This window comes from Acinetobacter sp. ANC 7912 (genome assembly GCF_039862785.1).
GTDB classification, from domain to species: Bacteria; Pseudomonadota; Gammaproteobacteria; order Pseudomonadales; family Moraxellaceae; genus Acinetobacter; species Acinetobacter thermotolerans.
In genome coordinates this window covers 563176-583708 of record NZ_CP156795.1, presented here as the reverse complement: position 1 = coordinate 583708, position 20533 = coordinate 563176, and the positions used below count along the sequence as shown (strand labels likewise).

18 protein-coding genes are annotated in these 20533 nt (G+C 46.3%); 7 read left to right on the top strand and 11 right to left on the bottom strand.

Annotated features, from left to right (window positions below; translation table 11 throughout):
* Positions 1-8 precede the first annotated feature (8 nt).
* The 3 genes from rlmD to cysM are packed head-to-tail and all read right to left on the bottom strand — an operon-like array spanning position 9 to position 3154.
* Positions 9-1385 (bottom strand): 23S rRNA (uracil(1939)-C(5))-methyltransferase RlmD, encoded by a 1377-nt coding sequence (rlmD, locus tag ABEF84_RS02930; protein ID WP_347453575.1) that lies wholly within the window; start codon positions 1383-1385, stop codon positions 9-11.
* Between the two features lie 6 nt (positions 1386-1391).
* Positions 1392-2207 carry a 3'-5' exonuclease gene (locus ABEF84_RS02925; protein ID WP_034588995.1) on the bottom strand — a complete coding sequence of 272 codons (816 nt, stop codon included), beginning with the start codon at positions 2205-2207 and terminating at the stop codon, positions 1392-1394.
* 17 nt (positions 2208-2224) lie between these two features.
* A complete protein-coding gene (gene cysM / locus ABEF84_RS02920; protein ID WP_347453574.1) occupies positions 2225-3154 on the bottom strand; it encodes a cysteine synthase CysM in 930 nt (309 codons plus the stop codon).
* Between the two features lie 356 nt (positions 3155-3510).
* Between cysM and ABEF84_RS02915 the strand changes: the two genes are divergently transcribed.
* The 5 genes from ABEF84_RS02915 (at position 3511) to rsfS (ending at position 9421) form a co-directional block, all read left to right on the top strand.
* Positions 3511-6321 (top strand): ATP-binding protein, encoded by a 2811-nt coding sequence (locus tag ABEF84_RS02915; RefSeq protein ID WP_347453573.1) that lies wholly within the window; start codon positions 3511-3513, stop codon positions 6319-6321.
* Positions 6322-6420: 99 nt separating this feature from the next.
* Positions 6421-7209 carry a crotonase/enoyl-CoA hydratase family protein gene (locus ABEF84_RS02910; protein ID WP_347453572.1) on the top strand — a complete coding sequence of 263 codons (789 nt, stop codon included), beginning with the start codon at positions 6421-6423 and terminating at the stop codon, positions 7207-7209.
* A gap of 32 nt (positions 7210-7241) precedes the next feature.
* Positions 7242-8105 carry an NAD(P)-dependent oxidoreductase gene (locus ABEF84_RS02905; RefSeq protein WP_347453571.1) on the top strand — a complete coding sequence of 288 codons (864 nt, stop codon included), beginning with the start codon at positions 7242-7244 and terminating at the stop codon, positions 8103-8105.
* Between the two features lie 41 nt (positions 8106-8146).
* Complete coding sequence (locus ABEF84_RS02900; protein ID WP_034589011.1) at positions 8147-8923, top strand: hydroxypyruvate isomerase family protein; 777 nt, start codon at positions 8147-8149, stop codon at positions 8921-8923.
* A gap of 93 nt (positions 8924-9016) precedes the next feature.
* A complete protein-coding gene (rsfS, locus tag ABEF84_RS02895; RefSeq protein WP_034589013.1) occupies positions 9017-9421 on the top strand; it encodes a ribosome silencing factor in 405 nt (134 codons plus the stop codon).
* A 68-nt stretch (positions 9422-9489) separates the two neighbouring features.
* On the opposite strand, the gene ABEF84_RS02890 is transcribed toward rsfS, so the two are convergent.
* From ABEF84_RS02890 to ABEF84_RS02870, 5 genes are all read right to left on the bottom strand, one after another.
* A complete protein-coding gene (locus tag ABEF84_RS02890) occupies positions 9490-10092 on the bottom strand; it encodes a hypothetical protein (protein ID WP_034588765.1) in 603 nt (200 codons plus the stop codon).
* Between the two features lie 18 nt (positions 10093-10110).
* Positions 10111-11445: an ammonium transporter gene (locus tag ABEF84_RS02885; protein ID WP_347453570.1), complete on the bottom strand. Its 1335-nt coding sequence runs from the start codon at positions 11443-11445 to the stop codon at positions 10111-10113.
* Positions 11446-11728: 283 nt separating this feature from the next.
* The gene (locus ABEF84_RS02880) at positions 11729-13174 is read right to left on the bottom strand and encodes an NAD(P)(+) transhydrogenase (Re/Si-specific) subunit beta (RefSeq protein ID WP_347453569.1); all 1446 of its coding nucleotides are present in this window, start codon (positions 13172-13174) and stop codon (positions 11729-11731) included.
* 3 nt (positions 13175-13177) lie between these two features.
* Positions 13178-13501 carry a proton-translocating transhydrogenase family protein gene (locus tag ABEF84_RS02875; RefSeq protein ID WP_166326537.1) on the bottom strand — a complete coding sequence of 108 codons (324 nt, stop codon included), beginning with the start codon at positions 13499-13501 and terminating at the stop codon, positions 13178-13180.
* An 11-nt stretch (positions 13502-13512) separates the two neighbouring features.
* Complete coding sequence (locus tag ABEF84_RS02870) at positions 13513-14640, bottom strand: Re/Si-specific NAD(P)(+) transhydrogenase subunit alpha (RefSeq protein WP_034588773.1); 1128 nt, start codon at positions 14638-14640, stop codon at positions 13513-13515.
* 955 nt (positions 14641-15595) lie between these two features.
* On the opposite strand from ABEF84_RS02870, the gene ABEF84_RS02865 reads away from it, so the two are divergent.
* A complete protein-coding gene (locus ABEF84_RS02865) occupies positions 15596-16792 on the top strand; it encodes an MFS transporter (protein WP_347453568.1) in 1197 nt (398 codons plus the stop codon).
* Here ABEF84_RS02865 and ABEF84_RS02860 read toward each other — a convergent pair whose 3' ends face one another.
* Positions 16793-17437, bottom strand: a complete 645-nt coding sequence (locus ABEF84_RS02860; RefSeq protein WP_034588778.1) for a HEPN domain-containing protein — start codon at positions 17435-17437, stop codon at positions 16793-16795.
* A 287-nt stretch (positions 17438-17724) separates the two neighbouring features.
* Here ABEF84_RS02860 and dusA point away from each other — a divergent pair, with 287 nt between their 5' ends.
* Positions 17725-18750 (top strand): tRNA dihydrouridine(20/20a) synthase DusA, encoded by a 1026-nt coding sequence (dusA, locus tag ABEF84_RS02855; RefSeq protein WP_034588780.1) that lies wholly within the window; start codon positions 17725-17727, stop codon positions 18748-18750.
* Positions 18751-18844: 94 nt separating this feature from the next.
* On the opposite strand, the gene ABEF84_RS02850 is transcribed toward dusA, so the two are convergent.
* Together ABEF84_RS02850 and radC are read right to left on the bottom strand one after the other, a co-directional pair.
* Positions 18845-19756 carry a bestrophin family protein gene (locus ABEF84_RS02850; RefSeq protein WP_034583139.1) on the bottom strand — a complete coding sequence of 304 codons (912 nt, stop codon included), beginning with the start codon at positions 19754-19756 and terminating at the stop codon, positions 18845-18847.
* A gap of 68 nt (positions 19757-19824) precedes the next feature.
* Positions 19825-20523, bottom strand: coding sequence for a DNA repair protein RadC (radC, locus tag ABEF84_RS02845; protein ID WP_034583137.1), 699 nt, complete (start codon positions 20521-20523; stop codon positions 19825-19827).
* Between the last annotated feature and the right edge of the window lie 10 nt (positions 20524-20533).

The following is a 20533-nucleotide window of genomic DNA, read 5'->3' as shown; positions in this document are numbered from 1 at the left end:
TCGTTTATTTAATTTTCTTGTTCGAACAGGGCAATCGATTCAACATGACCGGTGTGGGTGAACATGTCCATCACACCTGCCTTACTGAGGCGATATCCCTGTTGTACCAGCAAGCCGGCATCTCTGGCTAGAGTCGCAGGATTACATGATACATAAACGATTCTTTTAGCACCAAACTTCGGCACATATTGCATGACTTCTGCTGCGCCGGAACGCGGAGGATCAATCAGCAACGCGTCAAAGCCCTGATTTGCCCAGGAATGATGCGAAAAATCTTGGGTAAGGTCTTGAGCATAGAATGAAAGGTGTGCAATACCATTCAGTCTGGCATTTTCTGCACCACGCTGCACCATTTCCTCACTACCTTCAACACCAACCACTTTTCCACTCGCACCAACACAGCGCGCAAGCGGCAAAGAAAAGTTTCCTAATCCACAAAACAGATCCAGAACGCTTTCTCCTGGTTGTAGTTGTAGCAAATCACATGCCAGACGTACCATTTGCGGGTTCACAGTGGAATTCACTTGGGTAAAATCTAGCGGATCAAAGCCAAATTCAACATCAAACTCATCCAGACGATAGTGTAAACGTGCTGGCAACTGTGGCTGATCCACCCGGCGAAGCTGATGCTGCCCTGCCGGCTGGAGATACAGCTGCCATCCTTTCTTTAACGCAAAATCACGTAAAAGGTTGACATCCTGTTCCGCTAAAGTTGCTGTTTCACGAACCACCAGCGCAATTTCCTGATCCCCCATCGCCAATTCTATATGACCAATGTCTGCCTTACCATTTAGACTTTGGAGCAATTGTTTAAGGCGTGTAACTGATCCAAACTCACGATCGAGGATCATACAGCGATCAATTGAGGTCAGCTTATTGCTCTGACTTTCCCGGAAACCTACCACCAGCTTGTCTTTGCTTGGTAAATAACGGACGCCAATGCGTGCCTTGCGACGGTAATCTTCACGCAATGAACGAAGCGGTGGCAGCCATTCATCCGGCTGGATGCCGGCAAAATGTTCCAGATGTGATTTCAGTACATTCTGCTTCAGCTCAATCTGTGCATCCGGGTCAATGTGCTGCATGCTGCAACCGCCACAGATCCCAAAATGCGGACAGACTGGCTCTACCCGAATAGTGGAGGCTTCGCTCAGTAATTCAAGCGAATCAGCTTCTTCCAGCTTCTTTACTTCACGGGTAATGCGGGCGCGAACAGTTTCGCCCGGCAATGCATAACGGATAAAGACTTTTTTGCCGTGCTTTTCGGCAGGATGGTCCGGATGCGAACCATAGTGAGCAATGCCACGTCCCTCGTGCGATAGTGACTCAACCTTGAAAATATACTCGGGATGCTGCTTGGGCCGTGGTTGAGCTCGATGTTTCATGAAAACCTATGTGGAGATGGGAAAATCAAAACGGGTAAATTCAGTTCGTTGTGAGGTTTCACGCCAGACTGATAAAAAATCTGCATGTTGCGGCTGTGTCTGCAGATATTGAATCGTACTTTGCACCAAGTGTTGGTAATCAGGCAGCAATAACTGTCCCTTTAGCAACAGCCAGCGAATATAGACCAGCCAGGTATTCAGCACATCACCTTCGCAATAGCTGGTCAGCTTGAGCCATTCTTGGTTACGGACATATTCGGGCACATGGTAGCCGCCATCACCGCGCTTGCCAGGATAACCGAGCAAATGTGCCACATCATCCAGTTTCTGGAAATGACGGGCATGAAACATGGCCATCACATCCATCAGGTCAATATGACGCTGGTGGTAACGATTCTGGTAGTTATTATAGCGCTTTTGCGTATCAATTTCGCCCTGATCGAATAGGCTTGGCGCAGACAGGCCATGATACATGGAACGGTACAGAATGACCGGAAGATCAAATTGTGAGCCATTCCAGCTGACCAGCGTTGGATGACGCTTGTCGAAAATCGATAAAAATTTTCTTAAAATTTCCGCTTCTGAATGCTGTTCCCGGCTAAAGGAGAACAGCTTCATGCCCTGCTCGTCTACCCACAGGCCGGAAATACAGACAATTTCATGCAGCGGCAAACGCTGAAAGTCTGAACCCGACTCCTGACGGCGTAATTTGGTCAAGGCCTGATCCAGGCTTTCTTCAGGCAGATCCAGACCGAACAGATGCGCGCCTGACTTCAAATCAGTCTGGGTTTCGATATCAAACGTTAAAACAGGCAAACGCATCTAATTGTTCTCGGAAATTATTCAGGATCTTGGACAGAGAATAACCCGGTAGACAGATAACGGTCACCGCGGTCACAAATAATACACACGATCACTGCACCCGGATTTTCTTCTGCCAATTTGATCGATGCCCATACCGCACCGCCAGATGAAGTCCCGGCACTAATCCCTTCTTTCTGTGCCAGCTTACGCATGGTACGTTCTGCTTCAATCTGTGGGATGTCTATAATACGATCGACACGACTGCGGTCGAAAATGGTTGGCAGATATTCTTCCGGCCAGCGACGGATCCCGGCAATGCTTGAACCGTCAGACGGTTGCAAACCCACAATCTGGATATCCGGATTCATTTCTTTCAGGTATTTGGATACACCCATGATAGTGCCTGTGGTACCCATTGAGCTGACAAAATGGGTGATCTTGCCGCCAGTCTGTTGCCAGATTTCCGGCCCCGTAGTCAGGTAATGCGCTTCCACATTGTCCGGATTACCGAACTGGTTCAGCACCAGACCTTTACCTTCTTTTTCCATTTGCAGGGCCAGATCACGTGCACCTTCCATACCCTGCTCTTTGGTCACTTCAATCAGTTCAGCGCCATAAGCACGCATCGCGTCCTTACGTTCCTGGCTCATGTTATCCGGCATGATCAACTTCATTTTATAGCCGCGCATCGCTGCAACCATAGCCAAGGCAATCCCTGTATTCCCACTCGTCGCCTCAATCAAGGTATCGCCCGGCTTGATCTGGCCGCGCTTTTCCGCTTGCATGATCATGTTGTAGGCTGGGCGGTCTTTCACCGAACCTGCAGGGTTATTGCCTTCGAGCTTTGCTAACACTGTCGCTTGAGTGTGACTAGCCAGACGCTGTAAACGCACCAGCGGCGTTTTGCCTACATAGTGGTCTAGTAAAAATTCGTCAGCTTGAAAATCAGGGGTGGTATTACTCATTATCTGCACCTATGTCGAGGTGCAAGTATTGTATGAAAATTTACATTTTCCTGCACCCATTTCCCCGACCTTTTGCAGAAAACTGGATAAAACTCGGTCGACACATGCAAAAAATTAAAAATATTTTTGGCATCAATATTTTATTATTCAATTTTTTAAGAATTAATCCTATTTCATTGATCAACTTATACACAATATTCTCAAAAAAATTCCTTAGCATTTTCTATGCTATCTAATTCACTATTTTTTATATAAAAAGACTAAGCCGCTTTTTTCTGAAAAAAGATTGCTGAAATTTTAACTGCCGATTTAAAGCATGCTAATATGCGAAACATAAGGAAAATACTGCTTGTCTTATGTCAAATATCAATAAAAAGCTGTTTAAACGCCTACACTTAAATCACGCCTATGGTCAGCTGATTGCCATGATCTTTGTGCCCATTGCGATTTTGGCCTGTGTAGGGGCAGCATTGGTTTTGACAGAAACTTCCAACGCTTCACGCGCCCAGCAAAAGCAGATGGCCATTGCCATCCTGACCCGTTTCCAGGCCACTGCCGAATCTGCCATGAATATTGTCAATTATGCACCATGGCAATATGAACAGGCCCATGATGCTTTGCAAAACATGCTGAATGAAAAGCATCTGATTCGTGCTGCCCTTCTGGATAACCAAGGCAGAAACCGGCTCGGCATCGGCTTTCAGGATCAGGAACCCTGGCCAAAGCTCAAGCAGGAAGGCTCCTTTATCGGACCGATCCTGCATCAGGATAACCATATTTTTGCGGTCCGGATTAATGACAATATGGGCAATCTAGGTTGGCTAGCAATCGAACTGGACAACCAGCCACTGGAAATCGCCCGCTATCGCGTCATGATCGTACTGATTGCCACCGGCCTACTGACACTACTATTACTGCTGCTGTGTCTGAATTTCTATTCGCGTCGCTGGATTGCACCAATGTATGAAATCCGCATGCAGTTGCAACGCCTGAATGCAGATAACCTGGATCAGCATATGGTCATCAACAGTACCGGTGAGCTACGCCTGTTACAGCGCGACATTGCCAATGTGGTGAAACGTCTGCATTTCAGCTTTCTGGAACTGAAAGAACATACCGAACAGACCGAAGATGATTTACGCCGTACCTTGGATACCTTAGAAGTCCAGAACATTACTTACCGTCAGGCACGGGATCAGGCAATCTCTGCCAACCAGGCCAAGTCGGTATTTCTGGCCAATATTTCCCATGAATTGCGTACTCCGCTGAACAGTATTGATGGCTTTATCCATCTGTTGCTGCGTCAGGGCAATCTCAGCAACGAACAAAATTTATACTTACAGACCATCCGTAAGTCTTCGGCTCACCTACTGGCACTGATTAACGATGTCCTGGATTTCTCCAAGATTGATGCTGGTAAATTAGAATTAGAAACTGCGCCTTTTGATCTGGAAGAAGCCATTTTCGATGTGATGGACATGCTCTCACCGCTGGCAGCGCAAAAACATATCGATATGGCCTTCTACTATGCGGATCACGTGCCAAAGCATGTGATTGGTGATGTGCTACGTTTCAAGCAGATTCTGACCAACCTGATTTCCAATGCGATCAAGTTTACCCCGGATGGTGAAATCATCGTGCGCGTGCGTATGGAGCATGATGATATCGGGCAATGCCTGCTGCATTTTAGCGTCCAGGATAGCGGTATTGGTCTGAGTGGCACCGACCGCAAGAAACTGTTTGAGTCCTTCTCGCAAGGGGATACTTCAGTGACCCGTCAATTCGGGGGGACCGGCTTAGGCTTAGCGATCTCCAAACAGCTGGTGCACCTGATGCAGGGGCAGATTGGTTTTGAGGATAATCAGGAACGTGCACCAACCGAAAAAGGTTCGACCTTCTGGTTTACTGCGCAGTTTATGGTCAATGAAGATGACGTCATCGAACATCCAGACTTTAACAACCTGACCGTGGTGTCTTATCTGGCCCATCCTGCAACCGCGAATGTGCTGCGTCACTATTTGGAAAACTATCAGGTCAAGCATACGGAATGTGCCTCGATTCTGGATCTGTTTAGCCGACTCAATCACCTGAAAGGCACGACTGAAAATACCTGGTTAATCGTCGACCACAGCGGTGACAGTGAAGCCTTGTTGCAGGAAATCCGCACCCGTTATTCAGGTAATCTGGCGGTGTATGGCTACCAGATGCAGCTGGATCCAAACATGCTGAATGAATACCGTGCCCGTGCCCTGCACCAGCCACTGAGTCGCAGTGCCCTGCTTCAGCTGCTGTCGAATCAGCCAGTATTTGAGCAGGATGTACATGAAGACTTTAATGGTCAGGGCCTGCATGTCTTGGCAGTGGATGACCATTTGCCGAACCTAATCGTACTAGAAGCCCTACTCGGCGAGCTAAATGTCACCACCACCAAAGCCACCAGCGGCCAAGAGGCGATTGATATTATCCAGCAACGACATGAACAGGGCCTGCCAGCATTTGATCTGGTATTTATGGACATCCAGATGCCAGTCATGTCCGGCATGGACACCACCCGTGCGATCCGTTCACTGGAATCGACCTTTGAAAATCACAAGCGCCTGCCAATTATTGCCTTAACAGCACACGCCCTCTCCGACGAGAAGCAAAAACTGCTGCAAGGTGGCATGGATGACTATGTCACCAAGCCGATTCAAATCGAGCAGATCATCCAAATTCTGACCCATTGGACCACCGAAAACTTCCGTAAGGCACCAATGCTGGAGCGTGCCAATGTCATCGATGCCCTGGACAGTAGTATTCTGGACTGGCAGCAAAGTCTACAGCTGGCCGCCAATAAAGAAGATCTTGCGGTAGATTTACTAAAAATGCTGGTGGACAGTTTTGAAACCGAACTGGATGAAATGGAACAGCTGATTGAAATGGAAGATTTCCCTCAACTGGAACATGTGCTGCACCGTCTCTACGGCGCAACCCGTTATGTCGGCACGCCAAACCTGCAACAGGTGACGGGCAGTTTTGAACAGTTTGTTTCAACTCTACGTAAAGAACGTCGGAAAGCAGATGATGCTTTTGTCCAAGAAGTGCTAAAACGGTTTGATGAGCTGAAAGCCGTGATCGAACAGGTCGAACATGCCGCACAGCAGATTCTGAACAAACATATGATCTAAGGAACAAGACAAGGACAATCACAAAGCGTGACTTTGCTGTCATGCATGCGATACGGCGCTCATGCTATGCTCAGGGCGATAAAAATGAAGGGTTAAGTCATGTCACTGGTTCATTTAGAAAAAAATAATGGAATTGCTACGGTTACTTTAAACCGTCCTGACAAACGTAATGCAATGAGCTTTGCATTGCTGCGTGAGCTGGTTGCGACTGCAAAGAAAATCAAGAAAGATAAATCCATTCGCTGTGTCATTCTGACTGGTGAAGCCCAGGTATTTAGTGCCGGAATTGATCTGGCCGACCTGAACAATCCGAAAAACCGTGCCTATGCGGCATGGGAACTGCTACGTCCGGGTCAAAGCCTGTTCCAGAAAGCCTTTCTGATCTGGCAGGAATTACCCGTTCCGGTGATTGCAGTTTTAGAAGGCTATTGCTTTGGTGCCGGCATGCAACTGGCATTGGCGGCTGACATTCGTGTGGTTCATCCAGAAACCAAAATGTCGATTATGGAAAGCCGCTGGGGTCTGGTGCCGGATATGGGACTCAGTCGATCACTTAAAGGTCTGATTGGACTGGATCTGGCTAAGGAACTGACCCTGACTGCACGTATTTTTGATGGCAACTATGCCAAACAAATTGGCCTGGTTACTCATCTCGATGAACAGCCATTGATAAAAGCTCAAGCACTGGCAGAAGAAATGCTGCAACGATCACCAGATGCGCTGATGGCCTCCAAATATGTGCTGGATGCCATGGAACACAAACCAAACAAGTCACTGCGTATGGAAAAAATCTGGCAGTTCAAATTACTGTTAGGTAAAAACAGCCAGCTGGCACGTAAAAAGGACAAAAATCCTGAGGTGCAGTTCCAGCCACGCCAGTTTAATTAAGTTCAAGAGCATCATAGAAATTAGGGAATATCATGCAATTTGACCAAAACACCAAAATCGCGTTTCTGGGTATGGGCCTAATGGGTAGCCGTATGGCGAGCCGTTTGATTCAAGCCGGTTTTGAAGTTGCAGTCTGGAACCGCACAATAAGTGCCTGTGATCCTTTACTTGCACAAGGTGCTCAGTTATTAAAGCTGGATCAAATTGCAGATTATCCTGTCATTCTGACCTGTCTAGCTGATGATACAGCAGTCAAAGCAGTGTATGAGCAGATTGAACCTTATCTGACCGCACAGCAAGTGATTGTGGATTTCTCCAGCCTATCGGTACAGCAAACACTAGAACTAGCACAACGTGCCCAAGCAAAACAGGTTATCTGGATTGATTCTCCGGTGTCTGGAGGTACTGCTGGTGCCGAACTGGGTACGCTGGTGATTTTTGCTGGTGGTAATGAACAGACCATTACCGCCTTAAAACCTGTTTATGAGGTTTTATCGCAACGTGTCACTCGTATGGGAGAATCAGGCACTGGTCAGGCCACAAAAATCTGTAACCAGTTGATTGTCGCAGCGAATAGTACCCTGATTGCCGAAGCCGTCGCTTTAGCTAGTCGTGCCGGTGTTGATACTACCCTGCTGGCACCTGCACTCGCGGGTGGTTTTGCCGACTCCAAACCTTTCCAGATTCTGGCACCACGTATGGCAACCCATACCTTTGAACCAGTGCAATGGAAAGTGCAGACTTTATCCAAAGATTTAAACAATGCGGTACAACTGGCGGCAACACACAACTTAAATATCCCCGTAGCTTCACAGGCTTTGTCTCAACTCAAAGCCCATCAGGCAGAAGGTTATGCCGAAGCTGATCTGGCCACAGTGATTCAACACGTTGAATAATTTTATTTTTTCTATTTTAAAGACGGTGCAAGGAGCTTTACATGTTAAAACTCGCAGTTAACTTATCCATGATCTTTACGGAAGTTCCACTGCTGGAGCGTTTTGCCCTTGCCCGTCAGCATGGCTTTGATCATGTAGAAATCCAGTTTCCTTATGAGCTTAGCATTGCCCAGATTCAGGAGCAGCTCAATCACTATCAACTCAGCCTATGCCTGATCAATGTTCCAGCTGGTGACCTGATGCAAGGTGGTCATGGACTGGCAGGTATTCCTGGGAAGGAAATTGAATTTCATCAGGCCATGCAACAGGCCATTGAATACGCCACTGCACTCAAAGTGCCAAGCGTCAATATTCTGGCAGGTAAACAACCCCTGTATTGCGACCTGCTGCCTTGCCTGAAAACACTGGCAGATAACCTGAAAATGGCCTGCTCCATGCTTTCAGATTTTGGCATTCAGCCGGTTTTTGAAATGATTAATGGCACCGATATGCCACGTTTTCTGGTACAAAATGTCGCTCAGGCACAGGAAATGCTAGAAGCAGTCAATCACCCTGCCCTGAAAATGCAATATGACTGTTACCATATGGCCATGATGGGGGAAGATGTACTCGGTGCCTTAAAAGAAAATATCGAGCAGATTGGTCATATCCAGTTCGCGGACAATCCAGGGCGGCATGAACCCGGCACAGGCTCCATCAATTATGCCGAAATCTTCCAATGGTTGGAGAATAGTCCGTATCAGGGCTATGTGGCTGCGGAATATCGCCCATCAAATCAGTCCAGTGCTTCTTTTGCGTGGAAAGATCGTTTATTTTAAATTGCTTACATATTGCACAATCCGCTGATTTGAAATTTCGGGGCAAAACCGCTATATTAGACAATGCATAATTGTTAGGAAATTACATCCCTCATGAATTTAGAACCATCGCCCAGCGCTTCTAATTCTCACGATCTTACTATGAAATCTCACTCCGAGACTGTACAAAACTGCTTACAAGTTGTGCAAAACGCACTTGAAGATGTCAAGGCCAAAGATATTGTGGTTCTTGACGTTAGTGGTATGAGCAATGTTGCTGATGCCATGGTCATTGCAAGCGGTACCTCTACCCGTCATATTAAATCTCTTGCTGACAACGTTGCTGAAGAAGCACGTAAAGCTGGCTTCCGTCCGCTTGGTATCGAAGGCGAACGCGATGCTGAATGGATCCTGCTTGATCTCGGCTTTGTGGTTGTACACTGCATGCTACCAACCGCACGTAAATTCTATGATCTGGAAAGCCTGTGGAGCAGCGCTCCCGCTGACTCTGTCGCTTAATAAGCCCAGATTGAAAAAAAGCGACCTGTAGCGGTCGCTTTTTTATTGCCTGAATTTTTAAAGGTCTGTTAAAGCAGGTAATGCAGATCAGCTTCCGGATGTTTCTGTTTCACCAAATTCTTGGCCTGTGAATAGATCTGATCGCTACGCAGTGGCCCATAAAAATCGCAAAACACCTGATACAGGCTGGTAATAGCTTTGTCATACAGCTTGGAAGGTACACAACTCAATAAATCCATACCCGGTTGAAGGCTTGCCTGCATCAAGACCTGATCTTTAACCAGCTGTTGGGCAAGCTCCAACAAGAAATCTTTGCGGTCTGCAGCCTGGACTTGTGCTAATACATTTTCAGTAAAATCCTGATAGGCCTGATATTGAGCCATCTGATTCAGTGAAACTGTCTCAACTTTCTTCGCTTGGAGTAATTCACCTTTCTCGACCAGAGTCAGTTCATACAGTACCTGTTTCAGCATATCCTTACGGTTTTGCTTTAACTCATCCGTGGTACAGATTTCACTGAGGAAACGATTCAATACAAAAGCCGGCTGTTCACTATATTCCTGCTCCCAATAGCCCACGATCTGCTCCAGGTGGGATCCATGAAAATACTGCTGGAGTCCACGCTGGATAGCTTGCTTGCGTTGCTCCAGATTAAGCACTTCTGCACTCATATCGTTTCCCCCTGTTTATTAATGTCGTTGAGTAATGTTGTCAGTTTCAAAAGTGACATCACGCTGGAATTCCGGATAAGACAATTCCGCATGTTCGGTATAGTCCAGACCACGTTGCTCATGCTGCGGACTGACACGCAAACCACCGAGCATAAGGTGCAGTACTTTGAACACCACAAATGCCACACCAAAGCCCCAGATGAAGCCTGCCCCTACACCGAGTGCCTGAATCATAATGATGCTGCTATCAAACATTTTGCTTTCATAAAAGATGCCGGCAGCGAGCGTGCCCCATGCTCCACAAAAACCATGTACGGTTACCGCATCGACGACATCATCTACTTTGAATTTTTCCAGCACAGCTGGCAGTACACTCACCATTAAGCCCGCAATCAGACCGGTGAGTACCGCATACACTGGGCTCATGGTGGCACAGCCGGCCGTAATCCCGACCAGCCCCCCAAGCGAAGCATTGATCGTAGTTCTAATCAGAATGGCTTTACGGCGCATCAAAGCAAATAACATATAAGCGACTGCCGCTGCACAGGCTGCCAGATGGGTATTTAAGGCGATACGACCAATGCTGACATCCGCATTAACCGTTGAAGCGGCATTAAAACCAAACCATGCCAGCCACAGAATGAAGCCACCTAAGGCGATTAAAGGCAGGTTATGCCCTGGCAAGAAATGTACCTGGCCGTTACGACCAAAACGCCCCAGACGTGGACCTAAAACAATAATGCCTGCCAGTGCCACCCAGCCACCAATTGAATGCACTACTGTTGAACCGGCAAAGTCAATAAAGCCCATAGCTTTCAGCCAGCCTTCACCTTCAAACAGGCTGCCCCATGCCCAGCTGCCAAATACCGGATAAATCAGACCACTCACAAAAGCTGCACTTACCACATAGGCCACAAAGTGAATCCGTTCTGCCATCGCACCACTGGCAATCGTGGTTGCAGTTGCGGCAAACATCATTTGGAAGAACAGCAAGTTCCAGCTCCAGCTATCCAGCTGATCCGGTGCGAAATGCGACAGACCAATCCAGCCACTGTGGTTTACCCCAAACATCAAGCCAAACCCAATCGCCCAGAACACTACGCCACCCAGGCAGGCATCCATGTAATTTTTCATTAAAACATTCACGCTATTTTTACTTCTGACCGAGCCACTCTCAATCAGCGCAAAACCGGCCTGCATGAAGAACACCAAAATACCGCCCATCACTACCCAGACACTGTCTAGCGAGATGCGGATTTCCTGGATATTTTTTGCCATTTCTGCCGGTTCAGCTGCAAAAACAGGCAAACTCAATAACCCCAGCAATAGCCCCCAATATTTTGTTCTTATCATCTGATTCCCCTTATTTTCTTAAAGGGGAAATAGCAAGAACAGTGCCATATACTTTATAAATATTTAAAATGATTTATAGAAACAATATATTGAGAATTAGGTCAAATTCTTATCAAGAAGATAATGCAAATTCACATAATAAATAGATATTTTTGATTCATTAATAGGCTTTTTTCTGCACAAAAAAAGAACAATAAAAAAACCACCCGAAGGTGGTTTTTATTTTTAATCTCTGTGAGTTCCCCTCTTTTACAAAGAGAGGGGTTAGGGGAGATTTTATAACTCAGTGACCTGTACCATTAATCGCTTTGGTCATGTCTTCCACAACTTTCTTGGCATCACCGAAGATCATCATGGTCTTGTCGTTATAGAACAGATCGTTATCCAGACCCGCATAACCGGTTGCCATAGAACGCTTGATCACCAGGATGGTACGTGCCTTATGAGCTTCCAGAATTGGCATACCGTAAATTGGTGAGTTTGGATCGTCTTTCGCAGCCGGGTTTACCACGTCGTTCGCACCGATCACTAAGACTACATCTGTTGCCGGGAAGTCAGAGTTAATCTCATCCATTTCCAGAATGTCTTCATACGGCACATCCGCTTCTGCCAGTAACACATTCATGTGACCAGGCATACGACCCGCAACCGGGTGAATCGCGAAGCGTACAGTCACGCCCTGCTCTTTTAACAGGTTCGCCAGTTCTTTTACTGCATTCTGTGCACGACCTTGCGCCATACCATAACCTGGTACGATGATCACGCTATCCGCATTTGACATCAGGAAGCCCGCATCATCTGCAGAACCAGAACGATGGTTACGCTGTACCTGTTCGCCTGCAGCAGCACTGGCAGCTGCTGCACCGCCCATTGCGCCACCAAACAATACATTGATGATCGAACGGTTCATCGCCTTACACATGATGTAAGACAGAATCGCACCTGAAGAACCCACCAGCGAACCAGCAACGATCAGCATGTTGTTTTCCAAGGTAAAACCGATACCTGCTGCTGCCCATCCAGAGAATGAGTTCAGTAGCGATACCACCACTGGCATATCACCACCACCGACCGGTGCAATCCATACCCAACCGAATACCAGCGCCAGGCCAGTCATTGCCCAGAACGAAGTCATGTTACCAGTCAGGAAGAAATGAATCCCTGCTGCCAGCATGGCAATAAAAATCAGTGCCTGAACCGGTTTTACCCATGCACCCGAAATGGTTTTCGCCCATTTCTTCGCAGCCAATTTGCCATAAGCAAATACAGACGCTGTAAATGTGATCGCACCCACGAAGCAGCCCACGAACAGTTCGAACAAATGGACCTTGCTCATTTCATGGAAAACGACACCGTTTGCAGCCAACAGGTCTGGACCCAGCTCAACCAGTTTGTTGTTGTGGATAATCGCAGCTACTGCAATCAAAACTGCAGATAAACCGACCAGCGAGTGCATCAATGCTACAGTTTCTGGCATCTGTGTCATTGGAACAGTTTTGGCACGGGCAATACCTACGATCGCACCCAATACCATCGCGCCCAGAATCATCCAGATCACTGGATTATCCGCAACGAAGAAGGTCGTGATCACCGCAATCGCCATCGCGATCATACCGTAACGGTTACCCGCAATTGCAGTTTTAGGACCGGACAAGCCACGCAGCGTCAAGATAAAAAGAATGGCACCAATCAAGTAGAACCAATTTGCATATTCACGAATGAATTCCATCGATTAGCCCTCTTTTTTCTTTTGTTTTGGTTTGAACATTTCCAGCATGCGTGCAGTCACGGCAAAGCCACCGAAAATATTGATGCTTGCCAGGAATACTGCAATTGCACCCAGTACACTCACCACGTTAATGCTCTGGAAATCTACACTGCCTTCCACACCAACCATTGGTAGGCCAACAGTTTGAATCATCGCACCTACGATAATGATCGAAGACAAGGCATTAGTTACTGCCATCAACGGCGTATGCAAAGCTGGTGTTACACCCCACACCACGTAGTAACCTACAAAGATGGCAAGGACAAAAATCGTAATAGTTTCAACCATGAGTACTCTCCTTAACCACGCTTTAACAGCACTTGGCCGCCGTGAGTGACGAGTAGGGCTTTTTGAATTTCATCTTCCTGATTGATGGCAAAATTCTTTTCACTATCAAACAATGTTTCTACGAAGTTCAAAACGTTACGTGCATACAGTGCAGAAGCTTCAGTCGCTACAGTTGACGGAATATTTGGTACACCCAGAATCTTCACGCCATTTTCAGTCACGACTGTTTCACCGCATTTAGAACCTTCCACGTTTCCGCCCGATTCCACCGCCATATCCAGAATCACTGAACCCGGTTTCATTTTGGCAACGGTTTCAGCACGGATCAGACGCGGTGCATCACGGCCTGGCAACAATGCTGTGGTAATCACGATATCGGCATTGGAAACCGCTTTATCCACGATCACTGCTTGGTCTTTGATGTACTGTTCACCTGGCATCCAGCCATAACCATTTTTGGCAGCATCCGCAGCTTTCTGCTTTTCTTCTTCAGACATTGGCACGTCAAGCCATTTACCGCCCAAAGATTCCACCTGGTCTTTTGCAGTCGGACGCAAATCTGTTGCTTCAACTACAGCACCTAGACGTTTAGCCGTTGCAATGGCTTGCAGACCTGCTACACCAACGCCCATGATCACGACACGAGCCGGTTTTACTGTACCTGCGGCAGTCATCAACATTGGAAACATGCGCTGATATTCATTCGCAGCAATCAGGACAGATTTATAACCTGCCAGGTTGGCCTGAGAAGACAGGACATCCATGTTTTGCGCACGCGACAAGGTACGTGGCAACAGTTCCAAGGCAAATGCAGACACATTCTGTGCCGCGAATTGGTCAAGCTCGGTATTGCGGTATGGATCAAACATCGCCACAACCGTTGCATTAGCTGGTAATTTTTGAATTTCCTCACCCTTCGGTGCACGAACCTTCAAAATAATCTGGCTACCGGTATAAGCATCATCCGTAAGCGTTGCACCAACCTGTTCATAGGCACTATCGATATAGGCAGCGTTTACCCCTGCACCACGTTCGATCACCACGCTATGACCAGCGCTGATCAATTTCTTTACTGTCTCAGGTGTCGCAGCGACACGATTTTCACCGACGACAGTTTCGGCTGGAATTCCGATCTGCATGAGCGTCCCTCAAGCTAATTTTTTCTTAAGTAAACATCGCGATAACGATGTTTCCCCTCAGGATGTGTTTTTGTTGAATTTTTGGATTCTAATCAAACCGTTTTAAATTACTACCCAATATTTATTTTATAAATACCCATATTTTGAACTGATGATTCATAAAAATACGATTGTCATATAACATTTATAAGTTCAGCTCTAATTTTTTGATTGACTAAATTTATAAGCGATCATCATTCCATTGAAGCCAATTTTCATTCTTGCTGTTTCCCACCTAGCTTAGTTTTTGTTGCCTTGGCTTACATTGATTATTCTGACAGTTCTTGCTTTTTTTCGGACGCATTTATTCTCATTTCTACAGCTCCAGAATACCCCATTTTAGGCACTTTTATTGAGTGTATTTTTCTTCTTTGACATTTTTGACAAATCACATTCTATTTTGAATATGGATCATGATCTACCGAACAGGCTGTTTTCCTATATTTTTTCCATTGTCCACTGATAAAATTTTTAAATTATTTACCACACATAGTGCTTTGTATTAGCTCTTGTGACTTATTCAGCTCAGGTCTAAAAAATCAATAGTAATCGTTAAAAAATAATTTCTGAGTCATTTATTATATTAATATCCAAAACCCTCTGAAGTTCTCAAATTATCATTTATTGCACCATATTTGTGCAAAAAAATAATAGAGTTAGTAATCCTCAAGCGACTACTTTTTCTTCTCGTTTGTTCAATCTAATTTTGGCCATCCATAAAAGAAAAATATTGATCAAATACAGGCCAGCCAAGCTTTAGCAGTTCTTTAGCGGATGCTACCGCGCGGTCTATGTGCAGAATTCTGTTGTATTTTTCTACTTTTAACTTAATTCGTTTTGACCTATAGTGCCTGCAACATTTGCATCGTTTTGATGCCATCATCCAAAATTATTTTCTGCACATAAGGTCACTGTCATGAACCCTGCACTGGATATCAGTCAAAATAAGCCGTTGCTCTGGCTGATGGCGATTGCCTGTGGGCTTTGTGCAGGTGCCAACTATTATTGTCAGCCGCTGATTGCTTCGATTCAACAATATTATCAGGTTCCTGAATCCGAAGTTGCCCTGACGGTAACCTTTGCCCAGGTCTCTTATGCGCTCGGTCTGCTATTTATTGTTCCACTCGGGGATATGCTGAACAAGACCAAGCTGATTCCTGCACTGATGTGCGGTGCCGCGCTGGGTTTGATGCTCTGTGCTACGGCGGTTAATCTGCCAATGCTGTGGGTCGGAACCATTATTGCCGGGCTATTTTCAGTAGCAGCTCAGGTATTAATTCCACTCGCCGCTATGACGGTAAAACCAGAAAAAACCGGTGAAGTGGTTGGCTTTTTGATGAGTGGCCTTTTGGTCGGAATTCTGCTCTCAACCAGTATTGCTGGACTGCTATCCGACCTGATTCACTGGAAAGCGATCTACGTGGCAAGTTCACTCGCCATGTTCAGTCTGGGACTTTATCTGCGTGGTCAGTTACCGACCTTGCCCAAATTCCGCATCAACTATTCCAGTATTTTCCGCTCCATGGGCAGTTTGCTGGCAGAAGAACCTCGACTGGTACTCCGTTCCTGGACCGGTGCTTTTGCCTTTGCTTCAATGAGCATTTTATTCTCAACCATTGCCCTGTTGCTTACCCAACCCCCGTTTAATCTGGCAGATGTCATGGTCGGTATAGTGACCATGGTTGGGGTATTTGGGGCTTTGTCTACACAGGTGATTGGTAAATGGGCCGACCGTGGCTACATTCGACTACTGACCTGGATTGGCTGTTCGATTCTGGCAGGAAGCTGGCTATTTCTGTATTTCGGCAAAACTTCGCTGATCAGTTATATCTTAGGCTATGCCCTGATTAACTTAGGTCTGGCCATGGTGCATAGTTGCAACCAGAACATCATTTTCCGTCTACGGCCTGATGCCAAGTCCCGGATTAATTCGATTTATATGACCTTGTATTTTATTGGCGGGGCCTGCGGTTCTGCTGCTGGGGTCTACGCCTGGCATCATGGAGGCTGGAGCATGAGTTGCCTGACCGGGCTGGGTTTTGCTGTGGCGGCCAGCTTCTTTGCTCTGATTGACCAGCTCTACCAAGCCCGTGCAGCAAATGCAAAATCTTGATTAGTGGACTTGCACCACCGGATAAAATGGCTTGCCACCATCAATTACACCCGCGCTTTCCAGTAAAATATACAGAAAAGCATGTAGTAATGCTGATAACAGCAGACAACTGTCCTGCATCTGTTTACGGTTGAGCACACTGGCATAACTCACTCCACCCTGTTGGATTTGCTGATGCAAGGTAGACAGGCGATGGAACAGAATAATCAACAAATCCAGTTCCTTTTGATGTTCCAGGGCATCTTGTGCCTCCTGCCGCTCCTGCCCTACTGCTTCACGACAATCCGTTAAACTAATCTTGCCATGCTGATAATTCCAGAAATGCGGAGTCATATAGGAATTGTCCAGCAACGCCTGCAGGCTCGCACTATGACGCTCCCATAAAATTAATCTGATTCTTTTCTCTTTATCTTGCGCGCAAATTTGCCGAAAAAAATGCTCCAGATCCTGCTGGTGTAGCGGTTCTTCGGTTTCTCTGCCATACAGGGCATTCAGACTGATCCACAGACTCAGAAACTGCAGATCATGATCATTTTCTAGCTCAATCGCTTTTTTTAGCCAGCTGAGCGCACGTTGAATCCGTAAATTAAAACCGTCTGAAAACTGTGCTTTATTTATCTTAAAAATCTCCTCCAGCAACATCATTCTTCTTCTCCTTTTCTTCTCCTATTGCCTTCATATTAAACACTTTTCATTTTTAGTAAATCAGTAAATCTGTTATGGGTTCGGTATCTATGTGAATGCTTATTTACACTTTGTAGTTTTGGCCTGAAATGCACTGTTACCCGAGTAATCTCCCTATCCATGAAAGGTCATTTATTTTTATGCTAATATTGCGCCCTCTTCTGCTGGCTTGATGCTCACATCAGCAGCGCGTACCGAAATAGCTGTGGTGCGGTCTCTTCCATTTCTGAAATAAGGCGTGATTTTGAATGACTGATCTCAAGACCATTGAACAACAACTTCAACCACGAATCAGTGTTGCGCCGATGATGGACTGGACCACCAAGGATTACCGTTTTTTTGCACGCCTGTTTAACCTGAATATCATCCTTTATACTGAAATGGTCACTACCGGTGCCATTATTCATGGTGATGCCAAACGTCATCTGGACTTTAATCAGGAAGAACACCCGATAGTGCTGCAACTTGGTGGTTCCAACCCCAAAGAACTGGCAACCTGTACCAAGATGGCACAGGACTGGGGCTATGATGAAGTCAACCTGAATGTCGGCTGTCCAAGTGACCGGGTGCAGAACAACAAGATCGGTGCTTGCCTGATGGCTGAACCGGATCTGGTGGCGGAATGTATCGCTGAAATGCGTAATGCCGTGGATATTCCAGTGACGGTAAAGCACCGAATCGGGATTGATGACATGCAGTCTTATGAAGAGATGCTGCATTTTGTGAATACAGTTGCAAAGACGGGCTGTAACAACTTTATCGTGCATGCACGGATTGCCTTACTACAAGGCCTGTCTCCAAAAGAGAATCGTGAAATTCCACCGCTGCGTTATGAAGATGTCTATCGCCTGAAACAGGATCGTCCCGATCTGATCATTGAAATCAATGGCGGGATCAAGACTTATGCCGAAACTGTGGAACACCTGAAACATGTCGATGGCGTAATGATTGGTCGCGAGGCTTATCACAATCCATACCTGTTGGCTGAACTGGGCCAGTTATGGAACCTCGAAGCACCAGACCGTTTTGACATCATGCAGCAAATGATGCCTTATATTGCCCAGCGCATGGCTGAAGGTGCACCACTCTCCATTATTACCCGCCATATTCTCGGTCTGTTCCAGAACCTGCCAGGAGCACGTAAATGGCGTCAAGCCTTGAGTGGCGGTAATGCCAAAACCCTGAAAGATGTAGAAACTGCACTGTTTAATATTCAGGAAGCGATGAAGCGTACTGAAGAATATTTGCTCGAACAGCAGGTTCAGAATCTATAAAGAAAAAGCACCGTTCATCGGTGCTTTTTTATAAGTATTTAATTGGATGAGTGACCTGAATGCGATCGATACATTCAGGTGAATTGCATTGAAATTATAATAAATTATGATCATGCGCCTGAATAGGTGGTGGTGTCGGTTTACCCAAAGTACCCAGCAGTTCAATTTCAATCGTCCTTACCATTGAATCCAGCGGTAAGTCATTGCTTTGCGTACCAAAAGGCTCTTCAATTTCCGAACTTAGAGCATCCAGACCCAAGAAAGTATAAGCCAGAATTCCGACCAGTAACGGTGTGGCGACACCAAGCGTTGAACCCAGACTGAATGGCAACATAAAACAGAAGAAATACACAGTCCGGTTCAGCAGGACTGAATAAGCAAATGGTAGTGGCGTAGTGGCAATCCGGTCACAACCCGTTTGTACGATACTCAGTTCAGTCACATGATGATTCATCTGGGTATAAATGATGTCCGAGATTTCACCTTCTTTCAGTGCCTGCATTAATTCCCACTGAATCAGGCTGAGTGTGTATTGCGGCGCATTGGCCTGCTGATACAGTTGCTGTAAGGCTTGCTGGCTCATGCCACTGGTCTGCACCAGTTCGGTCGGATTAGCGGTTTGATGACGTAAACGATCACGCAGGACATTGGCAAACAAGATCACATGCTGAATTACCCGTTCACGGCGTGCCTGGGTCAGCATTCGGCAGTCACGGTCAAAGTGACGTGAATTGGCAATCAAAATCCCCCAAAGTTTACGCGCTTCCCACCAGCGGTCATAAGCTGCAGAGTTTTTAAAACCGAGGAAAATCGACAGAACGACCCCGATCAGGGTAAAACCTACCAGTGGTAATTGTGGTGGATGCAATAGGTTGACATAGGAGAGTCCGCCGACAATCGCGGAGATCAGCATGACCACGCCAAGAGGTGGCAGCACCTTCGGCAAAATCGTTCCCCGCCACGAAAATAGCACTTTAAAGATACTGGGTTGGTCACGTACGATCATTTATTGGAATCATCACAATTTTTTTCATGATCTTCATGACTTAGTTAAGCTTTGTCAAGCTGTATTCTTCAGGCATTCACTGTATTGATGAGTTGCTGCTCAGCAAAGGAAAAACTGCCTTCCCGGGCAATAATACAGTGGTCAATTAATCTAATTTCGACCAGCTGACAGGCCCTGGAAATCTGTCGGGTCAGCTCCAAATCAGCTGGCGAAGGTCGTGGCTGTCCTAGCGGGTGATTATGGGCAATCACAATCGAGGTGGCCTGCTGCAAGATGCTATGCCGTAATAGTTGATTTATGGAAATCTCACAGGCATTCAGTGAACCATAAAACATTTTTTTAAAGCTGATTTTTCTTAATCCTGCATCCAGACAGAGTACGGCAAAAACTTCCTGAGATTCACCGAGTAACTCAAAGCGTAAATAGTCCATCAGCTTGCGAGAGTTATCCAGTTCCAGTGCTTCATGGCGAAGATGCTCGGCAATATAACGCCGTCCCAGTTCCTTAACGGCCATTAGCTGGGTGAATTTACTGACACCCATGCCATGAAACTGGCTCATTTCCTGTAAAGAAGCATCTAGCAAGGTACTGAGATGCCCAAAATGCTGAATGAGCAGGCGGGCCAGTTCTACGGCAGAATGCTGCTGTGAACCGGAACGTAGAAAAATCGCCAGCAGTTCAGCATCAGACAGACTTTGTGGGCCGGATAAAAGTAAACGTTCGCGCGGCCGTTCCTGTTCTGGCCAGTGTTTAATTGAAAAATTCATGATTATTAGA